Here is a 22,719-nt window from a genome sequence, read left to right on the forward strand (position 1 = left end):
TGTGGTGTCGGCAAACCGCTAGCACGGCCGGTGCGCGGCTCCAACGGTGTCAGCGAGCCGCTGAAGGAGGGTGCTGCATCACGGGGGGTTGTTGGCGGAGTGGCTGCGGAGCGGCTGGACGGGGACAGCAACGCATCTCGAAGTACAATCAGAGGATGAATTAGTCAACATACAAAACTTTTGATTTAGTTTTATGGCTGTGCCTTCCTTTGGGTCGTCGCGGCGGGATGGGCGACCGCTGCGGCCATAGCTTCGGGGGGAGCCGTCATGCTGGTCGAGGAGAATGTCCAGAATCTCACGCCGTGGATCCCGTTGATGAGTACGATCATCACGGCAATCGTCGCACCGGTGATCCTTGCCGTCGTGCAGGCCCGGGTAGAGCACCGGCGCGGCATCGCTCCGAACATTCCGCAAGGCTCGCTCGGGACGAGGACGCCGGAGGCGGCGGACGTCGATACACCGGCGGAGCGAGTGCGGGCGCGGCGCAACGTGTTCTGGCTACTGCTGCGGCGCCTGATAGCCGGCGGCGTCTCGATGGCGCTCTGCTTCTACGGCATCTTCCTCGTCTTCGAGGCCGACATCTCCGATGAGATCTGGACTGTCCTGATCATCCTGCTGATCGTGCTTCTCGTGACGATCGCGGTTCTAACGATCATCAATCTCTTCCGGATCGTGCTGTTCGGCCTGAGATATCTTTACGTGATCTCCGAACACTGAGCGCATGACAATCCCGAAGGCCCGGTCTTCAGTCCGGATCGTGCTGGCTTTGGCGGCGACGATGGCGCAAGCCGTGCCGGCCGCCGCGCAAAAGTGCTCGGCGAACCACACCTGCCGCGACTTCAGCACCTGCGCCGATGCCCTCGCCGACTTCCGGCTTTGCCGTCGCACCGACCTCGATCGCGACGGGGACGGAATTCCCTGCGAGACGCTGTGCGGCGGCGATGCGGCGGCGTTCGGGCTGCGGCAGGCGGCGCCGGCGCCGGGCGGGTTCGGCCTGATCGATGCCGGCGGCGGCTTTTCCTGCCGGCCAAGGAAGACGTGCGGCCAGATGGCGAGCTGCGACGAGGCGCGCTACCACCTCGAGAGCTGCGGCAACCGGCGGCTCGACCGCGACCGCGACGGCACGCCCTGCGAGGGGCTGTGCCGCTGACGCCAGGGCTCTGACGCTGCTGCCCGCCGGGCGGATCAAGCCTCGCCGAACACCCGCGCAAAAATCGTGTCGACGTGCTTGGTGTGATAGCCGAGATCAAAATTCTCGCGGATTTCCGCCTCCGACAGGGCGGCGCGGACGTCCGCGTCGGCCAGAAGCTCCTCGAGGAAATCGACGTTGGCGGCGCCGGCCTGCTGGTAGCTGTCCCAGACCTTCATCGCGTTGCGCTGCACGAGGCGGTAGGAATCCTCGCGGCTGACGCCCTTCTGGGTGAGGGCGAGCAGGATGCGCTGCGAGTGCACCAGGCCGCCGAGCCGGTCCATGTTGGCGACCATGCGTTCCGGATAGACCAGCAGCTTGTCGACGACGCCGGTGAGGCGGGCGAGGGCGAAGTCGAGGGTTACGGTCGCATCGGGGCCGATCATGCGCTCGACCGAGGAATGCGAGATGTCGCGCTCGTGCCAGAGGGCGACGTTCTCCATCGCCGGCAGCGCGTAGGAACGCACCATGCGGGCAAGGCCGGTGAGGTTCTCGGTCAGCACCGGGTTGCGCTTGTGCGGCATCGCCGACGAGCCCTTCTGGCCCGGCGAGAAGTACTCCTCGGCCTCCAGCACTTCGGTGCGCTGCAGGTGGCGGATCTCGATGGCGAGGCGCTCGACCGAGGAGGCGACGACGCCCAGCGTCGCGAAGAACATCGCGTGGCGGTCGCGCGGGATCACCTGGGTCGAGACCGGCTCGACGGCGAGGCCGAGGGCCTTTGCGACGTGTTCCTCGACGCGCGGGTCGATGTTGGCGAAGGTGCCGACCGCGCCGGAGATGGCGCAGGTCGCGACCTCCTCGCGGGCGGCGACCAGCCGCTTGCGGCAGCGGGAAAACTCGGCATAGGCCTCGGCCATCTTGAGGCCGAAGGTGACCGGCTCGGCGTGGATGCCGTGGCTGCGGCCGATGCAGACCGCGTCCTTGTACTCGAAGGCGCGGCGCTTGCAGGCGGCGAGCAGGGCGTCGACGTCGGCGATCAAAAGGTCGGCGGCGCGCACCAACTGCACGCTGAAGCAGGTGTCGAGCACGTCGGACGAGGTCATGCCCTGGTGGATGAAGCGGGCGTCGGGGCCGACGAATTCGGCGAGGTGGGTCAGGAAGGCGATGACGTCGTGCTTGGTGACGCGCTCGATCTCGTCGATGCGCGCGACGTCGAAGGTGGCCGCGCCGCCCTTTTCCCACACGGTCTTTGCCGCGTCCTTCGGCACCACGCCGATCTCGGCGAGGGCGTCCATCGCATGCGCCTCGATCTCGAACCAGATCCGGAACCGCGTCTCCGGCGACCAGATCGCGACCATCTCGGGGCGGGAATAGCGGGGGATCATCGGCAGCCTCGTGCGGAGAAGGGCGGGAATTGCGCGAGGGTTTAGCAGAGCGGGGGGAGGGGGGCTAGGCAAACGACCCGCAAGTTTGGATTACGCTGCGATCACGGTGCCTCGGGGGATACCGCGCCGGGTGATCCGGTGCTGACGAGCGAGCGCCCGACGGCGCGCTCCCGGCGCCAGGCGCCCGGCCCCATTCCGGTCTGCCGCCTGAAGATGCGCGTGAAATGGCTCTGATCGGCAAAGCCGCAGGCCAGCGCGATTTCCGCCAGCGGCAGATCGCCGCTGACCAGCAGCCCGCGCGCCTTGTCGACCCGGCAGGTCTGCAGCCAGCCGTGCGGCGTGGTGCCGGTCGACGCCTTGAAGGCCCGCGTGAAGTAAGACAGCGAAAGACCGCAAGCCTCGGCGATGTCGAGCAGCGAGAGCTCCTTGTCGAGGTTGTCGGCCAGCATCTCCTGGGCGCGTCGGAGCTGCCAGGGCGCGAGCGCCGACCGGCGCTGCAACGCCGGCCGCATGTTGCCGTAAGTCGCCGCGACGTGGGCGGCCACAGCCAGCACCAGATGGTCGACAACGGTCGGCGCGGCATTTTCCGGCGCCCTGACGGCTTCGAACAGGATCGGTTGCAGGCCGCGTATCAGGCTGTCGGCCGGTTCCCAACCATCGCGGACGACGAGATCGTCGACCGGCCGGGCGCCGGCATCTTCCGCGATATCGTCGAGAGCCTCGCGGGGCAGATGAACGTGGAGGCTGTCGAGCGGATGCACGAACCGGGCAGACGATTCGCGCCGGAGGTCGAGGATGCCGAGACTGCCCGCTCCGGTGAACGGCATCCGGATCCGCTTGTCATCGGCCCAGAAATCGTGTGGCGGGAGATCGCGCAACTGCATGACGACAAGATGGGCATCCTGCGCCGGCGCCGAAGCCACGGTCTCGACCGAACTGCCGACCTGATGCCGGAAGATGCCGATCTTCGAATGCCGGGTCGACACCGACACCGGACAGCGCGCCCGCGCCGATCCGTCGAAAAGTCTTTGGTGCTCCATGACTTGTAGTTCCAATAGTGCGGCGCGATGCTGCGGGCGCCCGGCAAAAGCAAAAACTCTACGAAGGCGAAATAATCAAACGCCGGGCGTCCTAAAATCGGACTTCGCCAAAATCATGGCGACCGGCTTTCGTCGCGAACGGCCTTGACCTTGATTTCAAATCGCGTTGCGGCACCGATCCGATCCGATCCGGCATCGGCCAGGACGCCGCGGCCGGCAGGGCGTGCGGTGGCCCTGCCGGTTTCCGGATGGGCAGCGAAAAAGCCGCCATCGGATGAATTACGGCTGCATCGGGGGGCCGAGCACCGTCGTCCCGTAGCTCGCGGCGATCGGCGGCACCTTGTCGAGGGGCAACCCGGCGATCTCGCTGAACATGTTCTCGATGCCGCCCGGCGCGAAGATGGCGAGCATCCGCACATCGGCGTTGCTGCGATTGATCCAGGCATGGGGCGTGCCGGCGGGAATGACGACCGTGCATCCCGCCCGGACCTCGTGGATGTCGTTGCCGAGCTGAAAAGTCGGCGTGCCCGAGAGGACGTAGAAGACCTCTTCTTCGGCATGGCTGTGCAGAGGAGCCGCGGTGCCGGGGGCAGCGACCGATTCCAGAATGCAGAAGCGACCCGAGACGTCGCCGGCACGGACGAGGATCGCGAGGTGCTCGCCGGGGATGGCTTCGAAGACGTTGATCGTTTCGCGCGAGCGGATGGAGGCGGTATCGGATCGGCGGTCGGACTTCCCGCGCGAGGCGATGCCTTGGAGGGTTTTCATCGTGAATGCTCCGGTTGATGTCGCTAGACGGCCCTCCTCTAAGCGCGGACCCGATCGCCCGATTGACCGATCCGGTCCCGTTTGGTCGCTTTCTGTCGCCCCGCAATCCACCTTGGTCGGCGCCGGCTCGGCAACGACGCCGGCTCCGGGGGCGCGCGGGCCGGGGCCCGGACGGCCCTGCGGCAGGCGCAGCGCGGCGCAAGGTCCCCCTCGCGGGTGGTCCAGTGGTCAGGTCAGCGCCGCCAGCACGTCGCCCGCCTTGAACGGCTTTTCGATCACCCGGCAGCCTGCGATCTCGCCGTCGGCGATGCCGCGGCCGAAGTGGTCGCCGGTGACGAAGACGATGCGGGCGGCGAGGACCGGGTCGCGGGCGGCGAGGGCGGCGTGGAAGCCGCGGCCGTCGAGGCCGGGCATGCGCAGGTCGCAGAACACCGCGTCGAAGGCGGCGCTGGCCGTGCGGGCGAGCGCGGCGGCGCCGGTGTCGGCGATCTCGACCCGGTGGCCGGCGCGGCGGAGGATGTCGCCGATCAGGGCCGCGACCTCGGGCTCGTCGTCGACGACGAGGACGCGGCGGCCGGCGGCGCGCACCGGCTCGGCGGCTTCGGGCTCCGCCGCCGCTGCCCCCGCGGCGCTGCCGCCGAAGGGAAGGGTCAGGCGGAACAGGGCGCCGCCGCCGGGGCGGTTTTCGGCGACCAGCGTGCCGCCATGCGCCTGCGCCATGCCGAGGCTGACGGCGAGGCCGACGCCGGTGCCGGCGCCGACGGCCTTGGTCGTGAAGAAGGGCTCGAAGATGCGCGGCATCGCCGTCGCCGGGATGCCGGGACCGGTGTCGGCGACCTCGACCACCAGCCGCTGCGCCGTGACGTCGGTGCGGGCGCGCACCTCGACGCGGCGCGGGCCGGTGCTGCCCTCCAGCGCCTGCACCGCATTCACCATCAGGTTGACCAGCACCTGCACCAGCTGGTCGGGGTCGGCGTCGAGTTCGGGCAGGCCGGGGTAGAGGTCGAGTTCCAGCCCGACACCGCCGGAGCGGGCGGCGTAGGCGACGAGGTCGCCGGCGCTGCGGATGATCTCGTCGATGCGCACGGTGCGGCGCACGGCGGGGGTCTGGCGCGCCATCTTCAGGAAGGTCTGGGCAATGCGGGCGCAGCGTTCGGCGGCTTCCCGCAGGCGCCGGAGCTGGTCGCGCTGGCCGGCGTCGCGGGCGTCCTCCTCCAGCATGATCGCGCGGCCGACCACCACCGACAGCGGGTTGTTGAGCTCGTGCGCGATGCCGGCGAGCAGCGAGCCCAGCGCCGACATCTTCTCGCTCTGGTGCAGGGCGTTGCGCTGGCGCGCGGCCTCCGCCTCGGCGGCCTTGCGGTCGGTGAGGTCGCGGACATAGGCGGCGAACAGACGGCGGCGCGACACCTGGATCTCGGTGATGGTGAGCTCGATCGGGATGGTCGAGCCGTCGGCGCGGATCGCCTCCTCCTCGATCCGCCGGCCCATCATCTTCGGCGTGCCGCCGGCGCGGTATCGGTCGAGGCCCGCCTCGTGGCCGGCGCGACCGGCGGGCGGGATGATCACGTCGCTGAGGCGCTGGCCGATGACCAGCGCGCGCTCGTGGCCGAACATCGCCTCGGCGGCTGGGTTGAACTCGATGATGCGGCCGTCCTCGTCGATGACGACGATGCCGTCGAGGGCGGCGCGCAGCATCGCCTGGCGGCTCGCCTCGCTCATCATCAGGCTGGAGCCGGAGAGCTCCACGGCGTTGCCGATGAGGTAGGCGACCGATTCCAGCACCGAGCGCTCGCCGGCGCTCCAGCCGCGCTCGCGCTCGCAGTCGTCGAAGCCGATGTGGCCCCACCAGGCACCGTTGACCATGATCGGGATCGACAGGAACGAGCGGATGCGCTGGTGCTCGAAGTCGGCGCGGAGATAGCCGGTGAGGTCGCGGGTGAGGCCGTGGATGGTCTCGCCGCGGCGGCGCCGGGCGGTCCAGTCCTCGAACAGCGGGTCGACGGCGAAGGCCTCGTCGACGTTGCGCGGGTCGCTGGCGAGCGGCTGCAGGCCGGGCGCCGCCCAGTCGAAGCGGCAGGTCTGGCCGAGGCGGCCGTCGTCGATCTCGTGGATCTCGAAGACGTAGACCCGGCTCACCGCCATCCGCGTGCCGAGCAGGACGAGGATGTCGCGGATCGAGCCGGTCCAGTCGCGGCTGCCGCGCAGCAGGCGGACGACGTCGGCGATCACGCCGGCGAGGTCGCCGGGTCGCGCTGCCGACTCATGGCTGCCGGCGATGCTCATGCGTCCGCCTCGCTGCCGGGGACGAAGACGTAGCCGGCGCCGCGCACGGTCTTCAGGACGCGGGGCTTGGCCGGGTCGAGCTCGATCTTCTTGCGCAGCCGCATGATGCGGATGTCGATGCTACGGTCGAAGGCCTCGGTGTCGCGGTTGTGGGCGATCTCGAGCAGCGTATCGCGCGACAGCACCCGGTTCGGCCGTTCGGCGAAGGCCTTCAGCAGGTCGAACTCCATGGTGGTGAGCGGGATCTCCTCGCCGACGAGGGAGTAGAGCCGCTGCGACTCGAGATTGAGGGCGTAGCGGCCGAACCGGACCTCGGTGCCGAGCCGGCCGGCGGGCGCCGCCTCGCCGGGCGGGCGGTGCAGGCGGCGGGCGAGGCTGCGCACGCGGGCGAGCAGCTCGCGCGGATCGAACGGCTTCGAGACGAAGTCGTCGGCGCCGAGTTCGAGGCTGACGATGCGGTCGACCGGCTCGGCGCTCGCGGTCAGCATGATGATGCCGATGCCGCCCGGCCGGCCGAGTTCGCGGGCGAGGCTGAGGCCGTCCTCGCCGGGCATCTTCAGGTCGAGGATGACGATGTGCACCGGGCGCTCGGCGAGCACCGCGCGCATGGCGGCGGCGCCGTCGGCGAGGCTGACGGCAAAGCCGTTGCGGGCAAGATAGTCACCGACCATCTCGCGCACCTCGAGTTCATCGTCGACCACCAGGACGTGCAGGCTCTCCGCGGCGGCCTCCGCCCGAGCCGGCACGGCCCCGGCGGACCGCTGCGCGTCGTCCATCCCGTCTCCCCCGCTACGACGCGAACGATATCAAAGCGGAATGCCGGGTGAAACAATTGAAACGAAACGACGGCCGCATTGGCAAACGGCTGAAACGAATCGAGCCTAGAAGTTGCCCCCAAGAACGAACCAGGGGGGAAACCGATGTTCCGTTCCTTCGGGCGCCAGGCTGCGGTCGCCGCAGTCACCGTCGGCGCCGGCCTCGTCCTCGCCGGCATGATGCCGGTCGCGGCACAGGATCCACGGCCCGCCGCGACGCCCGATGTGGCGGCCGTCACCATCGCCTGCGCGCCTGCCGGCTGCGGCGCGGCGGCCGGCCAGCCCACGGTGGGCGTCCGGTGGATCACCGTGGAAACCCGAGTCGGCGCAGACACTTCGGTGCTGATGCGGACACGGATCTTCAACTGAACCGGCCGCTTCGGCCGGATCCGTCCGGTCGGTGCAGCCCTGCGGCATTTCAGCAGGAAGCCCTTTTCAGCCTGACGTTTTCCAGCCGGCCGGGGTCCCGGACGGCGTAGTGTCGATAGTTCCAAGACTGATTGAAAGCCGCAGGCCGTGACCCTCTACGCCCTCAAGCCGCGATTCCAGAGATTGCTGCGTCCGGTCGTGGAGGGTCTGGCCCGCGGTGGCATCACGGCGAACCAGGTGACGATCGCGGCCCTCGCCGGCTCGCTCGCCACCGGGTTCGCCGTGACCTTTGCCGCCGACCGCGTGTGGCCGTTCCTGCTGCTGCCGGTCTGGCTGTTCCTGCGCATGGCGCTCAACGCCATCGACGGCATGCTCGCCCGCGAGCACGGCCAGAAGAGCCGGCTCGGCGCCTATCTCAACGAGATCGCCGACGTCGTGTCCGATGCGGCGCTGCTCGCGCCGTTCGCGGTGCTGCCGGTGTTCGGGGCGCTCCCCGTCGCGGGCGTTGCCGTGCTCGCCGTCGTCTCGGAGTTCGCCGGGGTGATGGGGCCGACGGTCGGCGCCTCGCGGCGCTACGACGGGCCGCTCGGCAAGAGCGACCGGGCGCTGGTGCTCGGCGCGCTCGGCCTCTGGATCGGCGCCGGCCTGCCGCTGGCGCCGTGGGCGTTCTGGTTGATGCCGGCGCTCGCCCTGCTGCTCGCCCTGACGATCATCAACCGGGTGCGCCGCGGCCTCGCCGAGGCCGAGCGTGCACCGTCCGAGAGCGCTCTCCCGCCTCAGATCCTGCCGAAGGCCCCCATGCGCCGCTGGACCGAACTCCACTTCCAAAGCCACGACGGCGCGCGCCTGTTCTATCGCCACACGCGGTCCGAGGGCACCTCGCGCGGGGCAATCGTGCTGTTGCATCGCGGCCACGAGCATTCGGGGCGCATGCTGCACGTCGCCGACGAACTCGGCCTGCCGGACTTCGACGTCTTCGCCTGGGACGCGCGCGGGCACGGCAAGTCGCCGGGGCCGCGCGGCTATTCGCCGAGCTTCGCCCATTCGGTGCGCGACCTCGACGCCTTCGTCGCCCATCTCGGCGAGGCGCACGGCGTCCGGCCGGCGGACATCGCCGTCGTCGCGCAGAGCGTCGGCGCGGTGCTGGCGGCGACCTGGGTGCACGACTACGCGCCGGCGATCCGGGCGCTGGTGCTGGCGGCGCCGGCGTTCAAGGTGAAGCTCTACGTGCCGTTCGCGCGGCCGGGCCTCAAGCTGCTGCAGCGGCTGCGCGGCGAGTTCTTCGTGCAGTCCTACGTCAAGGCGCGGTTCCTGACCCACGACGCGGAGCGGATCGCCTCGTTCGAGGCCGACCCGGAGATCACCCGTGCCATCTCGGTTAACGTGCTGCTCGGCCTCTACGAGGCGGCGGAGCGGGTGGTGGCCGACGCGCGGGCGATCACCGTACCGACGCAGGTGCTGATCTCGGGCGCCGACTGGGTGGTGCACCATGGCCCGCAGCACCGGTTCTACGAGAACCTCGGCGCGCCGGTGAAGGAGCGGCTGGTGCTGCCGGGCTTCTTCCACGACACGCTCGGCGAGAGCGAGCGGGCGGTGCCGATCGCGGCGATCCGGCGCTTTCTCACCGAGCGCTTCGCCGAACCGCTCGAGGTGCCGTCGCTGCTCGCCGCCGACTTGAGCGGCCACACCCGCGACGAGGCCGACCGGTTGGCGACGCCGCTCCGCCCCTTGTCGCCGCGCGGCCTCTACTGGGCCGGCCAGCGCGCCTCGATCGCCGCCGGCGCCCTCCTGTCGGAGGGCATGGCGCTCGGCCGCCGGACCGGCTTCGATTCCGGTTCGACGCTCGATTACGTCTACCGCAACGAGCCGCGTGGCCGCGGGCCGCTCGGGCGGATGGCCGACCGCGCCTATCTCGAGAGCATCGGCTGGCGCGGCATCCGGGTGCGCAAACGCCATATCGAGGAACTGCTGCGGCTCGCCATCGCCGAGCTCGCCGCGGCCGGGCGACCGGTGCGCATCGTCGACATCGCCGCCGGCCACGGCCGCTACGTGCTCGACGCGATCGAGGGCGCGGCCGGGCGCCCCGAGCGCATCCTGCTGCGCGACTACAGCGCGCTGAACGTCGACGCCGGCCGGGCGCTGATCGGCGAGAGAGGCCTCGCCGACATCGCCGCCTTCGAGTTCGGCAACGCCTTCGACGGCGAGGATCTCGCCGGGCTGCTGCCGCGGCCGACGCTGGCGCTGGTCTCCGGCCTCTACGAGCTCTTTCCCGACAACCGGATGATCCGCGCCTCGCTGGGCGGGCTCGCCCGGGCGACCGAGCCGGGCGGCTATCTCATCTACACCAACCAGCCGTGGCATCCGCAGATCGAGCTGATCGCCCGGGCCCTCACCAGCCACCGCGACGGCGCCGCCTGGGTGATGCGGCGGCGGACGCAGGGCGAGATGGACCAGCTCGTCGCGGCGGCCGGCTTCGACAAGCTGACGCAGCGGATCGATCCGTGGGGCATCTTCACGGTGTCGCTCGCCCGGCGCAGGGCGGACTGAGCATGGCTTCCGCCCCCGGCGGCCGGCCGTTCGCCCGCGCGGCGGCCTGGCTCGCCGTCCTCGCCCCGTTCTTCTACCTCAGCTATGGCGCGGCCAACTGGCTGGCGGCGCAGCGCATGGGCGTGCCGGTGGTGGTGTTCGGCTGGGAACGGCACATTCCGTTCATCGCCTGGACCATCATCCCCTACTGGTCGGTCAACCTCTTCTACGGTGCCTCGCTGTTCGTCGCGCGGACGCGGGCCGAACTCGACACGCACGGCCGACGGCTGCTTACCGCGCAGGTGATCGCGGTCGCCTGCTTCCTCGTCGCGCCGCTGCGTTTTTCCTTCGAGAAGCCGGACACCGGCGGCGGCCTGCCGGGGTTCCTGTTCGACGCGCTCGCCGGTTTCGACAAGCCGTTCAACCAGGCGCCGTCGCTGCACATCGCGCTGCTGGTCATCCTCTGGGTGCTCTACGCGCGCCACCTGCCGCGCTGGCTGCGGCCGCTGCTGCACGTCTGGTTCGCGCTGATCGGCGTCTCGGTGCTGACCACCTACCAGCACCATTTCATCGACGTGCCGACCGGCGCGCTGCTCGGCCTCGCCTGCCTGTGGATCTGGCCGGACGCGGCGCCGAGCCCGTTCGCCGCGGCAGCGCTCACCAGCGATCCGCGCCGCCATGTCCTGGCGCTGCGCTATCTCGCGGGAGCGGCCCTGTTCGCCGCGCTCGGGCTCGCCCTCGGCGGGGCGGGGCTGTGGCTGTTCTGGCCGGCGGTGGCGCTGGGGCTGGTCGCGGCGAACTATGCGTATTTCGGTCCCGCCGGCTTCCAGAAGCGCGCCGACGGGCGGATGAGCCTCGCGGCCCGGCTGCTGCTCGCGCCCTACATCCTCGCCGCCTTCGCCAATTCGCGGCTCTGGACCCGGCGTGCGCCGCGGCCGGTCGCGGTTTCTGACGGTGTCTACATCGGCCGGTTCCCGGCGCGGTCAGACCGGTCGCCGGTCTGGCAACAGCCGTTCGTCGCCATCGTCGACCTCGCCGCCGAGCTTCCCGCCGTGCGCGGCGCGCCGGTGGTCGCCGTCCCGGCGCTCGATCTCGTCATGCCGCCGCCACGGCTGCTGCGCGACGCGGCGATCGCGATCGAGCGGGTGCGGGCGGCGGGACGCGGGCCGGTGCTGGTCTGCTGCGCGCTCGGCTTCTCGCGCAGCGCCGCGGCCGCGGCGACCTGGCTGGTGCGCACAGGCCGAGTCGCCGACGCGCATGCGGCCGTCAAGCTGCTTGCGGCGGCCGGCGCGCGCGTGGTCCTCTGCGACGATACACTGATCGCTGTGGAAGAGGCGGCCCGGTTGCCATGAGCGAATCCGGCCCGGCAACTTCAGGGACGACCCAAACATCCGGTGCGCCCGCGGCCGAAAACGAGATGCTCGCCGGCATCGCCGCGGACCTCTGCGCCTGTGGCCGCCCGCTCGGGGCGCTGTCGCGGTTGCTGACGCTGGCGGGGGCCATCGGCGCGGTCGCGGCGCTCGTGGGCACGATAGACGCCGCGCTGCTGGCGCCGGGCCTCGTCGCGGTCGCAATCGGCCTCTGGTGCCTCTGGCTCGGCCTTCGGGTCGATCTCGACGCCCGCCTGTTCCGCCGCCTCGCCTGCAGCCCCGACCTCGCCGCTTTCGACGCCGCGATGCGGACGGCAGGCTTGCTGCCGCCGGAAAAGGCCGGCCGGCCGCTCGGCGCGCGCGTCGCCGGGGCGAAACGGCTGTTGCGCCTGCAGGTGATCGCGGCGGTGGCGCAGATTGTCCTGCCGATCGCGGTCGCGTTGCTTTTCATCGGGGAGGGCGGTCGATGATCCGCCGATTTGCCGCCACGCTTGCCGCCTTCGCCGTCACGGGCTTCGCCCGGGTCGTCACCGGCGTGCGCGGCAACTGGATCGGCTGCACGCCATCGCCGGAGCCGCGGATCTATTTCGCCAATCACGCCAGCCACGGTGACTTCGTGCTGATCTGGACCGTGCTGCCGCCGGCGCTGCGCCGGCAGACGCGGCCGGTGGCCGGGGCGGACTACTGGCAGGCCGACCGGGTGCGCCGCTTCCTAGGCCGCGACGTGTTCGACGCGCTGCTGATCGACCGCGATCCGGCGACGCGCACCAATGATCCGGTGACGCGGATGGCCGAGGCGCTCGGCGCCGGGCAGTCGCTGATCCTGTTTCCCGAGGGCACGCGCAACACCAGCGGCGCCGGGCTGCTGCCGTTCAAGTCGGGCCTCTACCATATCGCGCGCACGCGGCCGGAGGTCGACCTGGTGCCGGTCTATATCGACAATCTCAGCCGGGTGCTGCCGAAGGGCGAGGTGCTGCCGGTGCCGCTGCTCTGCGACGTCCGCTTCGGCGCGCCGCTGCGGCTCGGCGAGGGGGAGGAGAAGGATGCGTTCCTCGCCCGCGCCCGCGCCGCCGTGGTGGCGCTGTCGGCCAAGCCGGGCACGGCGGTCGCGGACGGGGCAGGGGAGGCGCGGCCATGACGGCGCGGGAGCAGACCATCGCGCTCTTCCTCGGCATCGCCGCGTTCCTCACGCTCGCCTCGGCGATCGGCCTCGTGCTGAAGCGGCGGGCCGGAGCCGGGCCGAGCCCGGGCATCGACAATCTCAACGCCCGCATCAAGGCGTGGTGGGTGATGGTGGCGCTGATCGCCGCCGCCTTCGTCGCGGGCAAGGCGGGGGTGATCATCCTGTTCGCCTTCGCGTCGTTTGCCGCGCTGCGTGAATTCCTGACGCTGACCGACACCCGCCGCGCCGACCACCGGGCGCTCGCGGCGATGTTCTTCGTGGTGATCCCGGCGCAGTACTGGCTCGTCTACGACGAATGGTACGGGCTCTATTCGATCTTCATCCCGGTCTACGTCTTCCTGCTGCTGCCGATCATCATGGCGCTGCGCGGCGACACCACGCGCTTCATGGAGCGCGTCGCCGAGATGCAGTGGGGGCTGATGGTCTGCGTGTTCTGCCTCAGCCACGTACCGGCGCTGCTCACGCTGCCGATCCCCGGCTACGAGGGCCGCGGGCTGCTGCTGATCGCGTTCCTCGTGCTCGTCGTGCAGTCGAGCGACGTGCTGCAGTACGTCTGGGGCAAGCTCTTGGGGCGGCGGAAGATCGCGCCGGCGCTGTCGCCGTCGAAGACCTGGGAGGGCTTCGTCGGCGGGGCGGCGAGTGCGGTGCTGCTCGGCGCGGCGCTCTGGTGGATCACGCCGTTCACGCCGCTGCAGGCCGCTGCGATGGCGCTGGTGCTGGCGCTGCTCGGCTTCTTCGGCGGGCTGGTGATGTCCGCCGTGAAGCGCGACCGCGGCGTCAAGGACTGGGGCCGGATGATCGAAGGGCACGGCGGAATGCTCGACCGGCTCGATTCGGTCGTGTTCTCCGCGCCGATCTTCTTCCACCTCGTCCGCTACTGGTGGGTGCCCTGACCCTTGTCTCAGTCGTCGGTGCCGCGGGTGCGGGCGATGTGGACGCCGCGGGCGATGGCCCGGGCGAGCGTCGCCGCGGCTGCGGCGCAGAGCTCCATCATCGCGTCCTCGCCGAGCGGCCGCCGGCCGGTCGAAAGGCCGAAGACGAGGTCGCCGTCGAACGGCGTATGCGCCGGCCAGACGGCGTGGGCGATGCCGTCGTGCGCGGCGCTCGCCATCCGCTTCGCCTCCGCCTTGTCCAGCGTCGCGTCGGTGGCGACGATGGCGATCGTGGTGTTCGCGACCGGCAGTCCGCCGCGCTTGGTCACGAGGTCGACCGCATCGCGGGGCATCGGCGAAGGCCAGCCGCGACCGCCGAACTCGTCGCCGATCTCGAACGGTGCCGCCCAGTAGTGGTCGCTGTCGCCGATGGTGACCGAGCCGAGCGCGTTCACGGCGACGAGGGCGCCGACGATGGTGCCGTCGCTGAGCACGGTCGAGGCCGAGCCGAGGCCGCCGCGGCCGCGGGCGGCGGTGCCGCCGAGGCCGGCCCCGGCGGCACCGATCGTGAAGCGGCGATCCCCGCGCGCGAGCGCCGCCTCGAAGGCCGCACGGCCGAGACGGCGGTGCGGCGGCTCCGGGCCGTCGGCGCCGGGCAGGCTCCACGGCTTGTCGCCGACGGTGAGGTCGAACAGGATCGCCGCCGGCACGATCGGCACCAGCGCCCCGCCGACCTTGAAGCCACTGCCGCGCGCGACGAGACCGGCGGTGACGCCCGCCGCCGCCTCGAGCCCGTAGGCCGAGCCACCGGCGAGCACCAGCGCGTCGACCGTCGGCACGGTCTGCTCGGGCGAGAGCAGGTCGGTCTCGCGCGTGCCGGGCGAGCCGCCGAGCACCGCGACGGAGGCGGTGGCCGGCTCGTCGGGCACGAGGACGGTGACGCCGGTCATGCCGGGATGGTCCTCGGCGTTGCCGACGCGCAGGCCGGGAACGTCGGTGATCAGGTTGAGGGGGCCGGTCTGTCGCATCAGATCTCCCGATAGCCGCGGTCGTGGTAGAGCAGGATTTCCGCCGCGTCCGGCGCGGCGGGTTTGATCGCGACGCGGTCGACTTCGCCGAACAGCACGTGGTGGCTGCCGACTGGCGTCAGCGCCGAGAGCCGGCACTCGAGCACGACCCGCGCCGATTTCAGCACCGGAACACCGCCGGCGCCGCGCTGCCAGAGGGCGGGATCGAATCGCAGCGGCGCCGCCGTCTTGGTGAAGCCCGCAAAAAGGTCGGCGACGGCGCGGCCGTCGGCGGGCAGGAGGTTGACCGAGAAGACGCCGTTGGTCCGGAACACCTCGGTTTGGGTGCTCTTCCGGTTGAGGCAGACGAGGATCGTCGGCGGCGCGTCGGAGACCGAGGTAAAGGCCGTCGCCGTGAAGCCACCGAGCCCGGCGGTGCCATCGGTCGCCACCACGACGACGGCGGCCGGCACGCGGGCCAGCGCATCGCGGAACGCCGCGGCATCCGATTGAGGGGCGACCGGCGCGTCGGGCGGCGGGAAGGGGCCGGTGGGGCGGGTCATGGAACGGACTTTCTACGCGCGGAGCGAACGGGTGGGGCGGGGCCGGGGAGGGTGGCGGCGGAACGTGCACCCGGAATATGGCGCATGTCGCGCCGATCGGAAGCCCAGGGCGCGATCACGCCCGGCCCGGCGTCGACGTCGACCGGGCGATGCACCGGTCGGCATCGCGGATTTCACCAGATCGCTCCCGGCAATATCGCAAAAATCTCCGTGATGCCGGCCTCTTGCCGGGATACTCACCAAACGATCGCTATCCCCATGCGATTGCATCCGCACGCCGTTGTGCTGACGAAGTCGGCTTGCTAATGGAACCGGCACGCACAACAATGGTGCGACAAAAAGGGCATGACGGCGAAAACGCCGCGCGACCGCAGGGGACATCGGACGCATGGAGCTTTTCCTTCAGCAGTTCATCAATGGGGTGACGCTGGGGTCGATCTACGGGTTGATCGCCATCGGCTACACCATGGTTTTCGGCATCATCGGCATGGTGAACTTCTCCCATGGCGATGTGTTCATGGTTTCCTCGTTCATCGCGCTCATCTTCTTCCTCGTGCTGACCACCTGGCTCGGGGTCGCGTCCGTCGCGCTCGCCCTGCTGATCGTGATGGTCATCTCGATGGTGCTGACGGGCCTCATGAGCTGGACGATCGAGCGGGTCGCCTACAGGCCGCTGCGCGGCTCGTTCCGCCTCGCGCCGCTGATCTCGGCGATCGGCATGTCGATCGTGCTGTCGAACTTCATCCAGGTCGCCCAGGGCCCGCGCAACAAGCCGGTGCCGCCGATGGTCACCGAGTCGATCGCGCTGTGGGAACGCAACGGCTTCACGGTGTCGGTCTCCTACAAGCAGCTGATCATCATCGCGGTCACCGCCGTGCTGCTCGCCTGCTTCTGGTTCCTCGTGCAGAAGACCTCGCTCGGCCGCGCCCAGCGCGCCTGCGAGCAGGACCGCAAGATGGCGGCGCTGCTCGGCATCAACGTCGACCGCACCATCTCGCTGACCTTCGTGATGGGCGCGGCGCTCGCCGCCGTCGCCGGCACGCTGTTCCTGATGTACTACGGCGTGGTCAACTTCTCCGACGGCTTCGTGCCGGGGGTGAAGGCGTTCACGGCCGCGGTGCTCGGCGGCATCGGCTCGTTGCCGGGGGCCGTGCTCGGCGGGCTGCTGATCGGGCTGATCGAGACGTTCTGGTCGGGCTACTTCTCGATCGACTACAAGGACGTGGCCGCCTTCTCGATCCTCGCCATCGTGCTGATCTTCATGCCGCAGGGCATCCTCGGACGACCGGAAGTCGAGAAGGTCTGATCATGAGCACCTCCGCTCCGGCTCGCCCGTTCGAGCCCGACTTCGCCGCCGCCGCGAAAGACGCGGTGCTGTCCGGGGTCATCGCGCTGGGTATCTTCGGGCCGCTCGTCGGCCTGAGAACCACCCAGAACATGAGCAACCAGCTGATCGTCGAGAGCCACTGGGGCCTCGTCGCGATCATCGTCGGCATCGTCGCCGTCGGGCGCTTCGTGCTGCGCGCCTTCGTCTTCCCGCGCATGGCGATGTGGAAGGCGCAGCCGAAGGTCGAGAGCACGGCCGAGCCGTCGTTCCTCCGCCGCAACATCAAGACGATCGGCCTCGTCTTCCTGCTGTTCTACCCCGTGATCATCGTGTCGATGCTCGGCTACCAGCAGTCGATCAAGTGGGTGGACAACTTCGGCATCCAGATCCTGATCTACGTGATGCTCGGCTGGGGCCTCAATATCGTCGTCGGCCTCGCCGGCCTGCTCGATCTCGGCTACGTCGCCTTCTACGCGGTCGGCGCCTATTCCTACGCGCTGCTCGCGACGCACTTCGGGCTGTCGTTCTGGATCCTGCTGCCGCTCGCCGGCATCCTCGCCGCGATGTGGGGCATCATCCTCGGCTTCCCGGTGCTGCGCCTGCGCGGCGACTATCTCGCCATCGTCACGCTGGCGTTCGGCGAGATCATACGGCTCGTGCTGATCAACTGGCGCGAGCTCACCAACGGCTCGGCGGGCATCTCGTCGATCCCGAAGGTCGATCTGTTCGGCTGGATCACGTTCAACGTGGCCGACCCGAACTACGTCGGCAAGGTGTTCGGCCTCGCCAACTCCAGCGCGTACTACAAGATCTTCCTCTACTATCTGATCCTCGCGCTCGCCCTGCTCACCGCCTTCGTCACGATCCGGCTGCGCCGCATGCCGATCGGCCGGGCGTGGGAAGCGCTGCGCGAGGACGAGGTCGCCTGCCGCTCGCTCGGCATCAACACGACCAACACCAAGCTGACGGCGTTCGCCATCGGCGCGATGTTCGGCGGCTTCGCCGGCTCGTTCTTCGCCGCCCGCCAGGGCTTCGTCAGCCCGGAATCCTTCGTGTTCCTCGAATCGGCGGTGATCGTCGCCATCGTGGTGCTCGGCGGCATGGGCTCGATGATCGGCGTCGCGATCGCGGCGGTGGCGATGATCGGCGGCACCGAGATCCTGCGCGAGCTGTCGTTCCTGAAGGTGGTGTTCGGGTCGGACTTCAACCCGGATCTCTTCCGCATGCTGATCTTCGGCCTCGCCATGGTCACGATCATGGTCTGGAAGCCGCGCGGCTTCGTCGGCCAGCGCGAGCCGACCGCGTTCCTCACCGAACGCAAGGCGGTTTCCGGCTCCCTCGTGCAGGAGGGTCACGGCTGATGCCCGCTCCGTCCTGGGAAAAGGATCCCGTCCTTTCGGTCGAACACGTCACGATGCGCTTCGGCGGCCTCGTCGCGGTGAACGACCTGTCGTTCGCCGCCGGGCGCGGCGACATCACCGCGCTGATCGGGCCGAACGGCGCCGGCAAGACCACCGTGTTCAACTGCATCACCGGCTTCTACAAGCCGACGCAGGGCATGCTGCGCCTGCAGCATGGCGACGGCTCGACGCACCTTCTGGAGCGGATGGCGGACTTCAAGATCTCGGCCACGGCCAAGGTCGCGCGCACGTTCCAGAACATCCGGCTGTTCTCGGGCATGACCGTGCTCGAGAACCTGCTGGTCGCGCAGCACAATCCGCTGATGATCGCGTCCGGCATGACCGTGCTCGGCCTGATCGGCTTCCCGGCCTACAAGAAGGCCGAGAAGCGCTCAATCGAGAAGGCGAAGTACTGGCTCGACAAGATCAACCTGACCGACCGCGCCGACGACCCGGCCGGCGACCTTCCCTATGGCGCGCAGCGCCGGCTGGAGATCGCCCGGGCGATGTGCACCTCGCCGGAGCTGCTCTGCCTCGACGAGCCGGCGGCCGGCCTCAACCCGCGTGAATCGGGCGAGCTCAACCAGTTGCTGCTCGACATTCGCAAGACCGAGGGCACGTCGCTGCTGCTGATCGAGCACGACATGTCGGTGGTGATGGAGATTTCCGACCACGTCGTGGTGCTCGAATACGGCATCAAGATCTCGGACGGCACCCCCGCCGAGGTGAAGGCCGACCCGCGCGTCATCGCCGCCTATCTCGGCGTCGACGACGACGAGGTGGCGGAGGTCGAGGAGGCCCTCGACGTGGTGGTCGAGGAGGCGCGGCAATGACGGCGGTGATCGAAACCCAGGACACCACCGTCGCGAAGGTCGGGCCGCCGCTGCTGAAGGTCGAGGGGGTCAAGACCTACTACGGCAACATCATCGCGCTGAAGGGCGTCGACGTCGACGTCTATCCGGGCGAGATCGTCACGCTGATCGGCGCCAACGGCGCCGGCAAGTCGACGCTGATGATGACGATCTTCGGCAACCCGCAGGCGCGCGAGGGCCGCGTGCTGTTCGACGGGCGCGACATCACCCGGATGCCGAGCCACGAGATCGCACGACTCCGAATCGCGCAGTCGCCCGAGGGTCGGCGCATCTTCCCGCGCATGACCGTGCTCGAAAACCTGCAGATGGGCGCGTCGCTCGACAAGCTGAAGTATTTCAACGACGACGTGGAGCGGATGTTCACGCTGTTCCCGCGGCTGAAGGAGCGCCTGACGCAGCGCGGCGGCACGCTGTCGGGCGGCGAGCAGCAGATGCTGGCGATCGCCCGTGCGCTGATGGCGCGGCCGCGGCTGCTGATGCTCGACGAGCCGTCGCTCGGCCTCGCGCCGCTGATCGTGAAGCAGATCTTCGACGCCGTGCGCGATCTCAACCGGACCGAGGGGCTGACCGTGTTCCTCGTCGAGCAGAACGCCTTTCATGCGCTGAAACTCGCCCATCGCGGCTACGTGATGGTCAACGGCCTCGTGACGCTGTCGGGCACCGGCCAGGAACTGCTCGCCAATCCGGAAGTGCGCGCCGCCTATCTCGAGGGCGGGCGCCACTGAGCGCGGAGGGAGACATCTTCGATGCAGGGCATTCTCTACGAAGAAACCTCGATCTTCCTGTTCATCCTCGTCACCTGCATCATGGGCGGGTGGCTGGCGTGGATGACGGGCCGGGCCTGCGCGCAGACCTGGCGCGGCGGGCTTTCGCTCGCCTTCTATCTGCTGATCCTCGGCTTTGCCGTGCGGTTCATCCATTTCGCGATGTTCGAGGGCACGCTGCTGTCGCTGCACTACTACATCGTCGACACGATCGTGGTCAGCCTGATCGGGGCGGCGGGCTTCCGCTACACCCGGACCGGGCAGATGGCGAAACAGTATTACTGGCTCTACGAGAAGACCGGGCCGTTCAGCTGGCGCGAGAAGGCGAAAGCCTGAGCGGCACCCGGAACAACGAGTTGTAATACAAGGGGTTAAGGCGCATTCGATCCGACCTTCGGATCATTCGAATCCGGATGACAAGGCGAGCGAACTGAGACAGATTTCGCGAGCGACATCCGCATGGGGGCGTCCAGAGGGGGCGCCCATCTCGAAAAATCGAACGGGAGACGCAGTCATGAAGAACTATCTGTTGTCCGGTCTGGTCCTCGCGGCCGGCCTGGCATTCGCGGGTGCCGCGCAGGCCGACATCAAGATCGGCGTCGGTGGTCCGTTCACCGGCCCGAACGCCGCCTTCGGCGCGCAGCTGCAGAAGGGCGCCGAGCAGGCCGTGGCGGACATCAACGCCGCCGGCGGCATCAACGGCGAGATGATCGAGATCGTGCTCGGCGACGACGTGTCGGACGCCAAGCAGGGCGTCTCGGTGGCGAACAAGTTCGTCGGCGACGGCGTGACCTTCGTGGTCGGCCACTTCAACTCGTCGGTCTCGATCCCGGCTTCGGAAGTCTACGCCGAAAACGGCATCTTCCAGATCACCCCGGCCTCGACCAACCCGACGTTCACCGAGCGCGGCCTGTGGAACACGTTCCGCACCTGCGGCCGTGACGACCAGCAGGGCGCGGTCGCCGGCGCCTACATCGCCGCGAACTTCGCCGACAAGGCCGTCGCGATCATCCACGACAAGACCACCTACGGTCAGGGCCTCGCCGACGAGACCAAGAAGGCGGCCAACGCGGCCGGCATCACCGAAGCGGTCTACGAAGGCGTCAACGTCGGCGACAAGGACTTCTCGGCGCTGATCTCCAAGCTGAAGTCGGCGAACGTCGAAGTCATCTACTGGGGCGGCCTGCACACGGAAGGCGGCCTGCTGATCCGCCAGGCGTCGGAAGCCGGCCTCAAGGCCGTGCTGATGTCGGGCGACGGCATCACCTCGGACGAGTTCGCCGCGATCGGCGGCCCGGCCGTCGAAGGCACGCTGATGACGTTCGGTCCGGACCCGCGCAAGAACCCGGCCGCAACCGCCGCGGTCGAGAAGTTCCGCGCCGCGGGCTTCGAGCCGGAAGCCTACACGCTCTACGCCTACGCCTCGATCCAGGTCATCGCCGCCGGTGCCACCAAGGCCGGCAGCAACGATCCGGAAGCCGTCGCGACCGCGCTCAAGGGCGGTGACGCCGTCGAGACCGTCATCGGCAACCTCGCCTTCGACGACAAGGGCGACCGTACCGACGCCGACTACACGATGTACGTCTGGAAGGCGAACGACGCCGGCAAGATCACCTACACCGAGCTGCAGTAATCCAGCTTCGTGTGGTCCGGCCGCCTGAGGCGGCCGGCTGGCCGCTGCATCTGAAAGATCCGCCGCATCACCCGATGCGGCGGATTTTTCTTGTCCGGATATCACGCGATCTTGAAGCGCTGCGCCCGTCCCGCCGATCACCTGCCCTATGTTCGACATCGGCTTCCGGCACACCGGGAGACGTTGCCAACCACAGGAGCACGGCCGATGACCATCCGTCCCGCCCATCGTGTCGCCGGCCGGCTGGCGGTTGCCGCGGCCCTGGTTTTCACCCTCGCCGCGCCGTTGCCCGCGCTTGCGCAGGACGGCGCCTGCGCCGCCACCGAGACGATGCGCGGCGGCCGCAACAACTATGTCGCCGGCGCGCCGATGGTCGAAAACCTCGGCACCGGCTTCATCGTCAGCGGCACCGTGCGCCATGCCGGGACCTGCGCGCCGATCCCCAACGTCCGCGTGCAGATCTGGACCGCCACGGAGCGCGGCGGCGAGCGCGAGCCGAGCAACCGCGGCAGCGTGATGACCGACGCCGAGGGTCGCTACCGGCTGGAGACGTCGCCTGTGGTGCCGCAGTTCGGCCAGCCGCACATCCACATCGCCTATGAGGATCCGGGCTACGGCACGCTGTTCCTCCGCCCGGTGCTGGGCAGCCGCAACGACACCAGCATCGAGGTCGACTTCATCCTCGCACCGAGCACCGATGGTGCCGGGAGCTGACGTGCTGCGCATCGTGCTGGTGACGACCGTCGCGGTCGTGCCGGTGGCGATCGCCGCGGCGAGCCCGCTGCTCGCCGGGCGCGACGCGGTCTGGGTCGCCGGTGGCTTTGCCGGCATCGTCGCGCTGTCGCTGCTGTTCGTGCAGCCGCTGCTCGCCAGCGGCGCGCTGCCCGGTCCGCAGCGGCTCGGCTGGCACCGTCTGGTCGGCGCGGTCGCGGTGGCGCTCGCCGTCGGCCACGTCATCGGCCTCTACCTCTACAGTCCGGACGACATCATGGACGCGCTGCTGCTCGAGTCGCCGACGCCGTTCTCGGTCTATGGCGTCGCCGGGCTCGTGCTGCTGATGGTCGTCGCGCTGCTCGGCGGGCTCGTGCGGGCGGTGCCCCGCCCGGTGGTCGCGCGGCGCGTGCACAGCCTCGTCGGCCTTGCCGCGGTGGTCTGCGCGGCCTGGCACGCGGTGCTGATCGACGGCGCGATGGAGATGATCAGCAAGCTGGTGCTCTGCGCCGGCGCCGTCGGGGCGGCCGCGCATGCGGTGGTCCGCCTCTATCGCCCGTTGCTCGCGCGCTGGCGGCGGCGCGCCGGGACCTGAGGCCAGAACCTGACGCCAGAACCTGGCGCCAGAACGTGGTGCTTGGCCGTGCCGCGCGGGCATCCGCCGCCGCGGGGCTTGCCCGCCCCGGTGATCGTGCTACG

General features: G+C 69.6%; 22 protein-coding genes and 2 pseudogenes. 17 read left to right on the forward strand and 7 right to left on the reverse strand.

The genetic code is table 11. The features are described 5' to 3' along the window. Positions 1-267 precede the first annotated feature (267 nt). A complete protein-coding gene (locus I5731_RS03675) occupies positions 268-717 on the forward strand; it encodes a hypothetical protein (protein WP_197310004.1) in 450 nt (149 codons plus the stop codon). Positions 718-721: 4 nt separating this feature from the next. Further along, the gene (locus tag I5731_RS03680; RefSeq protein WP_197310158.1) at positions 722-1,150 is read left to right on the forward strand and encodes an excalibur calcium-binding domain-containing protein; all 429 of its coding nucleotides are present in this window, start codon (positions 722-724) and stop codon (positions 1,148-1,150) included. Positions 1,151-1,185: 35 nt separating this feature from the next. On the opposite strand, the gene purB is transcribed toward I5731_RS03680, so the two are convergent. The 5 genes from purB to I5731_RS03705 all read right to left on the reverse strand — a co-directional run bounded on the left by purB (position 1,186) and on the right by I5731_RS03705 (position 7,384). Then, the gene (gene purB / locus I5731_RS03685; protein ID WP_197310005.1) at positions 1,186-2,514 is read right to left on the reverse strand and encodes an adenylosuccinate lyase; all 1,329 of its coding nucleotides are present in this window, start codon (positions 2,512-2,514) and stop codon (positions 1,186-1,188) included. A 101-nt stretch (positions 2,515-2,615) separates the two neighbouring features. Beyond that, entirely contained in the window at positions 2,616-3,554 is a 939-nt protein-coding gene (locus I5731_RS03690; protein ID WP_197310006.1) for an AraC family transcriptional regulator, read from the reverse strand. Positions 3,555-3,833: 279 nt separating this feature from the next. Beyond that, the gene (locus tag I5731_RS03695) at positions 3,834-4,322 is read right to left on the reverse strand and encodes a cupin domain-containing protein (RefSeq protein WP_197310007.1); all 489 of its coding nucleotides are present in this window, start codon (positions 4,320-4,322) and stop codon (positions 3,834-3,836) included. Between the two features lie 228 nt (positions 4,323-4,550). Beyond that, positions 4,551-6,608, reverse strand: a complete 2,058-nt coding sequence (locus I5731_RS03700) for a hybrid sensor histidine kinase/response regulator (RefSeq protein WP_197310008.1) — start codon at positions 6,606-6,608, stop codon at positions 4,551-4,553. Further along, a complete protein-coding gene (locus I5731_RS03705; RefSeq protein ID WP_197310009.1) occupies positions 6,605-7,384 on the reverse strand; it encodes a response regulator in 780 nt (259 codons plus the stop codon). The genes I5731_RS03700 and I5731_RS03705 overlap by 4 nt, the downstream gene beginning before the upstream one ends. Positions 7,385-7,528: 144 nt before the next feature. On the opposite strand from I5731_RS03705, the gene I5731_RS03710 reads away from it, so the two are divergent. The 7 genes and pseudogenes from I5731_RS03710 (at position 7,529) to I5731_RS03740 (ending at position 13,764) form a co-directional block, all read left to right on the forward strand. Next, a complete protein-coding gene (locus tag I5731_RS03710; protein WP_197310010.1) occupies positions 7,529-7,792 on the forward strand; it encodes a hypothetical protein in 264 nt (87 codons plus the stop codon). 147 nt (positions 7,793-7,939) lie between these two features. Continuing rightward, positions 7,940-8,551, forward strand: a pseudogene (locus I5731_RS03715) (CDP-alcohol phosphatidyltransferase family protein); the annotation flags it as partial. A gap of 39 nt (positions 8,552-8,590) precedes the next feature. Then, a complete protein-coding gene (locus tag I5731_RS03720) occupies positions 8,591-10,339 on the forward strand; it encodes a bifunctional alpha/beta hydrolase/class I SAM-dependent methyltransferase (protein ID WP_197310159.1) in 1,749 nt (582 codons plus the stop codon). Positions 10,340-10,341: 2 nt separating this feature from the next. Next, positions 10,342-11,670, forward strand: a complete 1,329-nt coding sequence (locus I5731_RS03725; RefSeq protein WP_197310011.1) for a phosphatase PAP2/dual specificity phosphatase family protein — start codon at positions 10,342-10,344, stop codon at positions 11,668-11,670. Between the two features lie 128 nt (positions 11,671-11,798). Beyond that, positions 11,799-12,158, forward strand: coding sequence for a hypothetical protein (locus I5731_RS03730; protein WP_197310012.1), 360 nt, complete (start codon positions 11,799-11,801; stop codon positions 12,156-12,158). Continuing rightward, positions 12,158-12,826 carry a lysophospholipid acyltransferase family protein gene (locus I5731_RS03735; protein WP_407941817.1) on the forward strand — a complete coding sequence of 223 codons (669 nt, stop codon included), beginning with the start codon at positions 12,158-12,160 and terminating at the stop codon, positions 12,824-12,826. Before I5731_RS03730 ends, I5731_RS03735 begins: the two co-directional genes overlap by 1 nt. After that, positions 12,823-13,764 carry a phosphatidate cytidylyltransferase gene (locus tag I5731_RS03740; protein ID WP_197310014.1) on the forward strand — a complete coding sequence of 314 codons (942 nt, stop codon included), beginning with the start codon at positions 12,823-12,825 and terminating at the stop codon, positions 13,762-13,764. Before I5731_RS03735 ends, I5731_RS03740 begins: the two co-directional genes overlap by 4 nt. Positions 13,765-13,772: 8 nt before the next feature. On the opposite strand, the gene I5731_RS03745 is transcribed toward I5731_RS03740, so the two are convergent. Further along, the gene (locus I5731_RS03745) at positions 13,773-14,771 is read right to left on the reverse strand and encodes a P1 family peptidase (RefSeq protein ID WP_197310015.1); all 999 of its coding nucleotides are present in this window, start codon (positions 14,769-14,771) and stop codon (positions 13,773-13,775) included. Further along, the gene (locus tag I5731_RS03750) at positions 14,771-15,313 is read right to left on the reverse strand and encodes a flavin reductase (RefSeq protein WP_197310016.1); all 543 of its coding nucleotides are present in this window, start codon (positions 15,311-15,313) and stop codon (positions 14,771-14,773) included. The genes I5731_RS03745 and I5731_RS03750 overlap by 1 nt, the downstream gene beginning before the upstream one ends. Before the next feature lie 388 nt (positions 15,314-15,701). Here I5731_RS03750 and I5731_RS03755 point away from each other — a divergent pair, with 388 nt between their 5' ends. From I5731_RS03755 to I5731_RS03790, 8 genes and pseudogenes are all read left to right on the forward strand, one after another. Continuing rightward, positions 15,702-16,619 carry a branched-chain amino acid ABC transporter permease gene (locus tag I5731_RS03755; RefSeq protein ID WP_197310017.1) on the forward strand — a complete coding sequence of 306 codons (918 nt, stop codon included), beginning with the start codon at positions 15,702-15,704 and terminating at the stop codon, positions 16,617-16,619. Between the two features lie 2 nt (positions 16,620-16,621). Then, on the forward strand, positions 16,622-18,001 hold the full coding sequence (livM, locus tag I5731_RS03760; protein WP_197310018.1) for a high-affinity branched-chain amino acid ABC transporter permease LivM: 1,380 nt from the start codon (positions 16,622-16,624) through the stop codon (positions 17,999-18,001). Further along, positions 18,001-18,846, forward strand: a pseudogene (locus tag I5731_RS03765) (ABC transporter ATP-binding protein); the annotation flags it as partial. The gene livM and the pseudogene I5731_RS03765, both read left to right, overlap by 1 nt. Positions 18,847-18,869: 23 nt before the next feature. Continuing rightward, entirely contained in the window at positions 18,870-19,637 is a 768-nt protein-coding gene (locus I5731_RS03770) for an ABC transporter ATP-binding protein (RefSeq protein ID WP_197310020.1), read from the forward strand. 21 nt (positions 19,638-19,658) lie between these two features. After that, on the forward strand, positions 19,659-20,012 hold the full coding sequence (locus I5731_RS03775) for a DUF6867 family protein (protein WP_197310021.1): 354 nt from the start codon (positions 19,659-19,661) through the stop codon (positions 20,010-20,012). A 178-nt stretch (positions 20,013-20,190) separates the two neighbouring features. After that, positions 20,191-21,309, forward strand: a complete 1,119-nt coding sequence (locus tag I5731_RS03780; protein WP_197310022.1) for a branched-chain amino acid ABC transporter substrate-binding protein — start codon at positions 20,191-20,193, stop codon at positions 21,307-21,309. Positions 21,310-21,516: 207 nt separating this feature from the next. Then, positions 21,517-22,023, forward strand: coding sequence for a peptidase associated/transthyretin-like domain-containing protein (locus tag I5731_RS03785; protein WP_235981498.1), 507 nt, complete (start codon positions 21,517-21,519; stop codon positions 22,021-22,023). After that, on the forward strand, positions 22,007-22,615 hold the full coding sequence (locus I5731_RS03790) for a ferric reductase (protein ID WP_197310023.1): 609 nt from the start codon (positions 22,007-22,009) through the stop codon (positions 22,613-22,615). Before I5731_RS03785 ends, I5731_RS03790 begins: the two co-directional genes overlap by 17 nt. The last annotated feature ends 104 nt before the right edge of the window (positions 22,616-22,719 follow it).

Source organism: Methylobrevis albus, from assembly GCF_015904235.1.
GTDB lineage: Bacteria > Pseudomonadota > Alphaproteobacteria > Rhizobiales > Pleomorphomonadaceae > Methylobrevis_A > Methylobrevis_A albus.

Bases quoted from the DNA above. Each gene is read 5' to 3' on its own strand.
- livM (WP_197310018.1), top strand. From the start codon at position 16,622: ATGAGCACCTCCGCTCCGGCTCGCCCGTTCGAGCCCGACTTCGCCGCC.
- I5731_RS03705 (WP_197310009.1), bottom strand. From the start codon at position 7,384: ATGGACGACGCGCAGCGGTCCGCCGGGGCCGTGCCGGCTCGGGCGGAG.
- I5731_RS03745 (WP_197310015.1), bottom strand. From the start codon at position 14,771: ATGCGACAGACCGGCCCCCTCAACCTGATCACCGACGTTCCCGGCCTG.
- I5731_RS03695 (WP_197310007.1), bottom strand. From the start codon at position 4,322: ATGAAAACCCTCCAAGGCATCGCCTCGCGCGGGAAGTCCGACCGCCGA.
- I5731_RS03690 (WP_197310006.1), bottom strand. From the start codon at position 3,554: ATGGAGCACCAAAGACTTTTCGACGGATCGGCGCGGGCGCGCTGTCCG.
- I5731_RS03780 (WP_197310022.1), top strand. From the start codon at position 20,191: ATGAAGAACTATCTGTTGTCCGGTCTGGTCCTCGCGGCCGGCCTGGCA.
- I5731_RS03750 (WP_197310016.1), bottom strand. From the start codon at position 15,313: ATGACCCGCCCCACCGGCCCCTTCCCGCCGCCCGACGCGCCGGTCGCC.
- I5731_RS03755 (WP_197310017.1), top strand. From the start codon at position 15,702: ATGGAGCTTTTCCTTCAGCAGTTCATCAATGGGGTGACGCTGGGGTCG.
- I5731_RS03680 (WP_197310158.1), top strand. From the start codon at position 722: ATGACAATCCCGAAGGCCCGGTCTTCAGTCCGGATCGTGCTGGCTTTG.
- I5731_RS03770 (WP_197310020.1), top strand. From the start codon at position 18,870: ATGACGGCGGTGATCGAAACCCAGGACACCACCGTCGCGAAGGTCGGG.
- I5731_RS03790 (WP_197310023.1), top strand. From the start codon at position 22,007: ATGGTGCCGGGAGCTGACGTGCTGCGCATCGTGCTGGTGACGACCGTC.
- I5731_RS03700 (WP_197310008.1), bottom strand. From the start codon at position 6,608: ATGAGCATCGCCGGCAGCCATGAGTCGGCAGCGCGACCCGGCGACCTC.
- I5731_RS03725 (WP_197310011.1), top strand. From the start codon at position 10,342: ATGGCTTCCGCCCCCGGCGGCCGGCCGTTCGCCCGCGCGGCGGCCTGG.
- I5731_RS03720 (WP_197310159.1), top strand. From the start codon at position 8,591: ATGCGCCGCTGGACCGAACTCCACTTCCAAAGCCACGACGGCGCGCGC.
- I5731_RS03710 (WP_197310010.1), top strand. From the start codon at position 7,529: ATGTTCCGTTCCTTCGGGCGCCAGGCTGCGGTCGCCGCAGTCACCGTC.
- I5731_RS03675 (WP_197310004.1), top strand. From the start codon at position 268: ATGCTGGTCGAGGAGAATGTCCAGAATCTCACGCCGTGGATCCCGTTG.
- I5731_RS03775 (WP_197310021.1), top strand. From the start codon at position 19,659: ATGCAGGGCATTCTCTACGAAGAAACCTCGATCTTCCTGTTCATCCTC.
- purB (WP_197310005.1), bottom strand. From the start codon at position 2,514: ATGATCCCCCGCTATTCCCGCCCCGAGATGGTCGCGATCTGGTCGCCG.
- I5731_RS03785 (WP_235981498.1), top strand. From the start codon at position 21,517: ATGACCATCCGTCCCGCCCATCGTGTCGCCGGCCGGCTGGCGGTTGCC.
- I5731_RS03740 (WP_197310014.1), top strand. From the start codon at position 12,823: ATGACGGCGCGGGAGCAGACCATCGCGCTCTTCCTCGGCATCGCCGCG.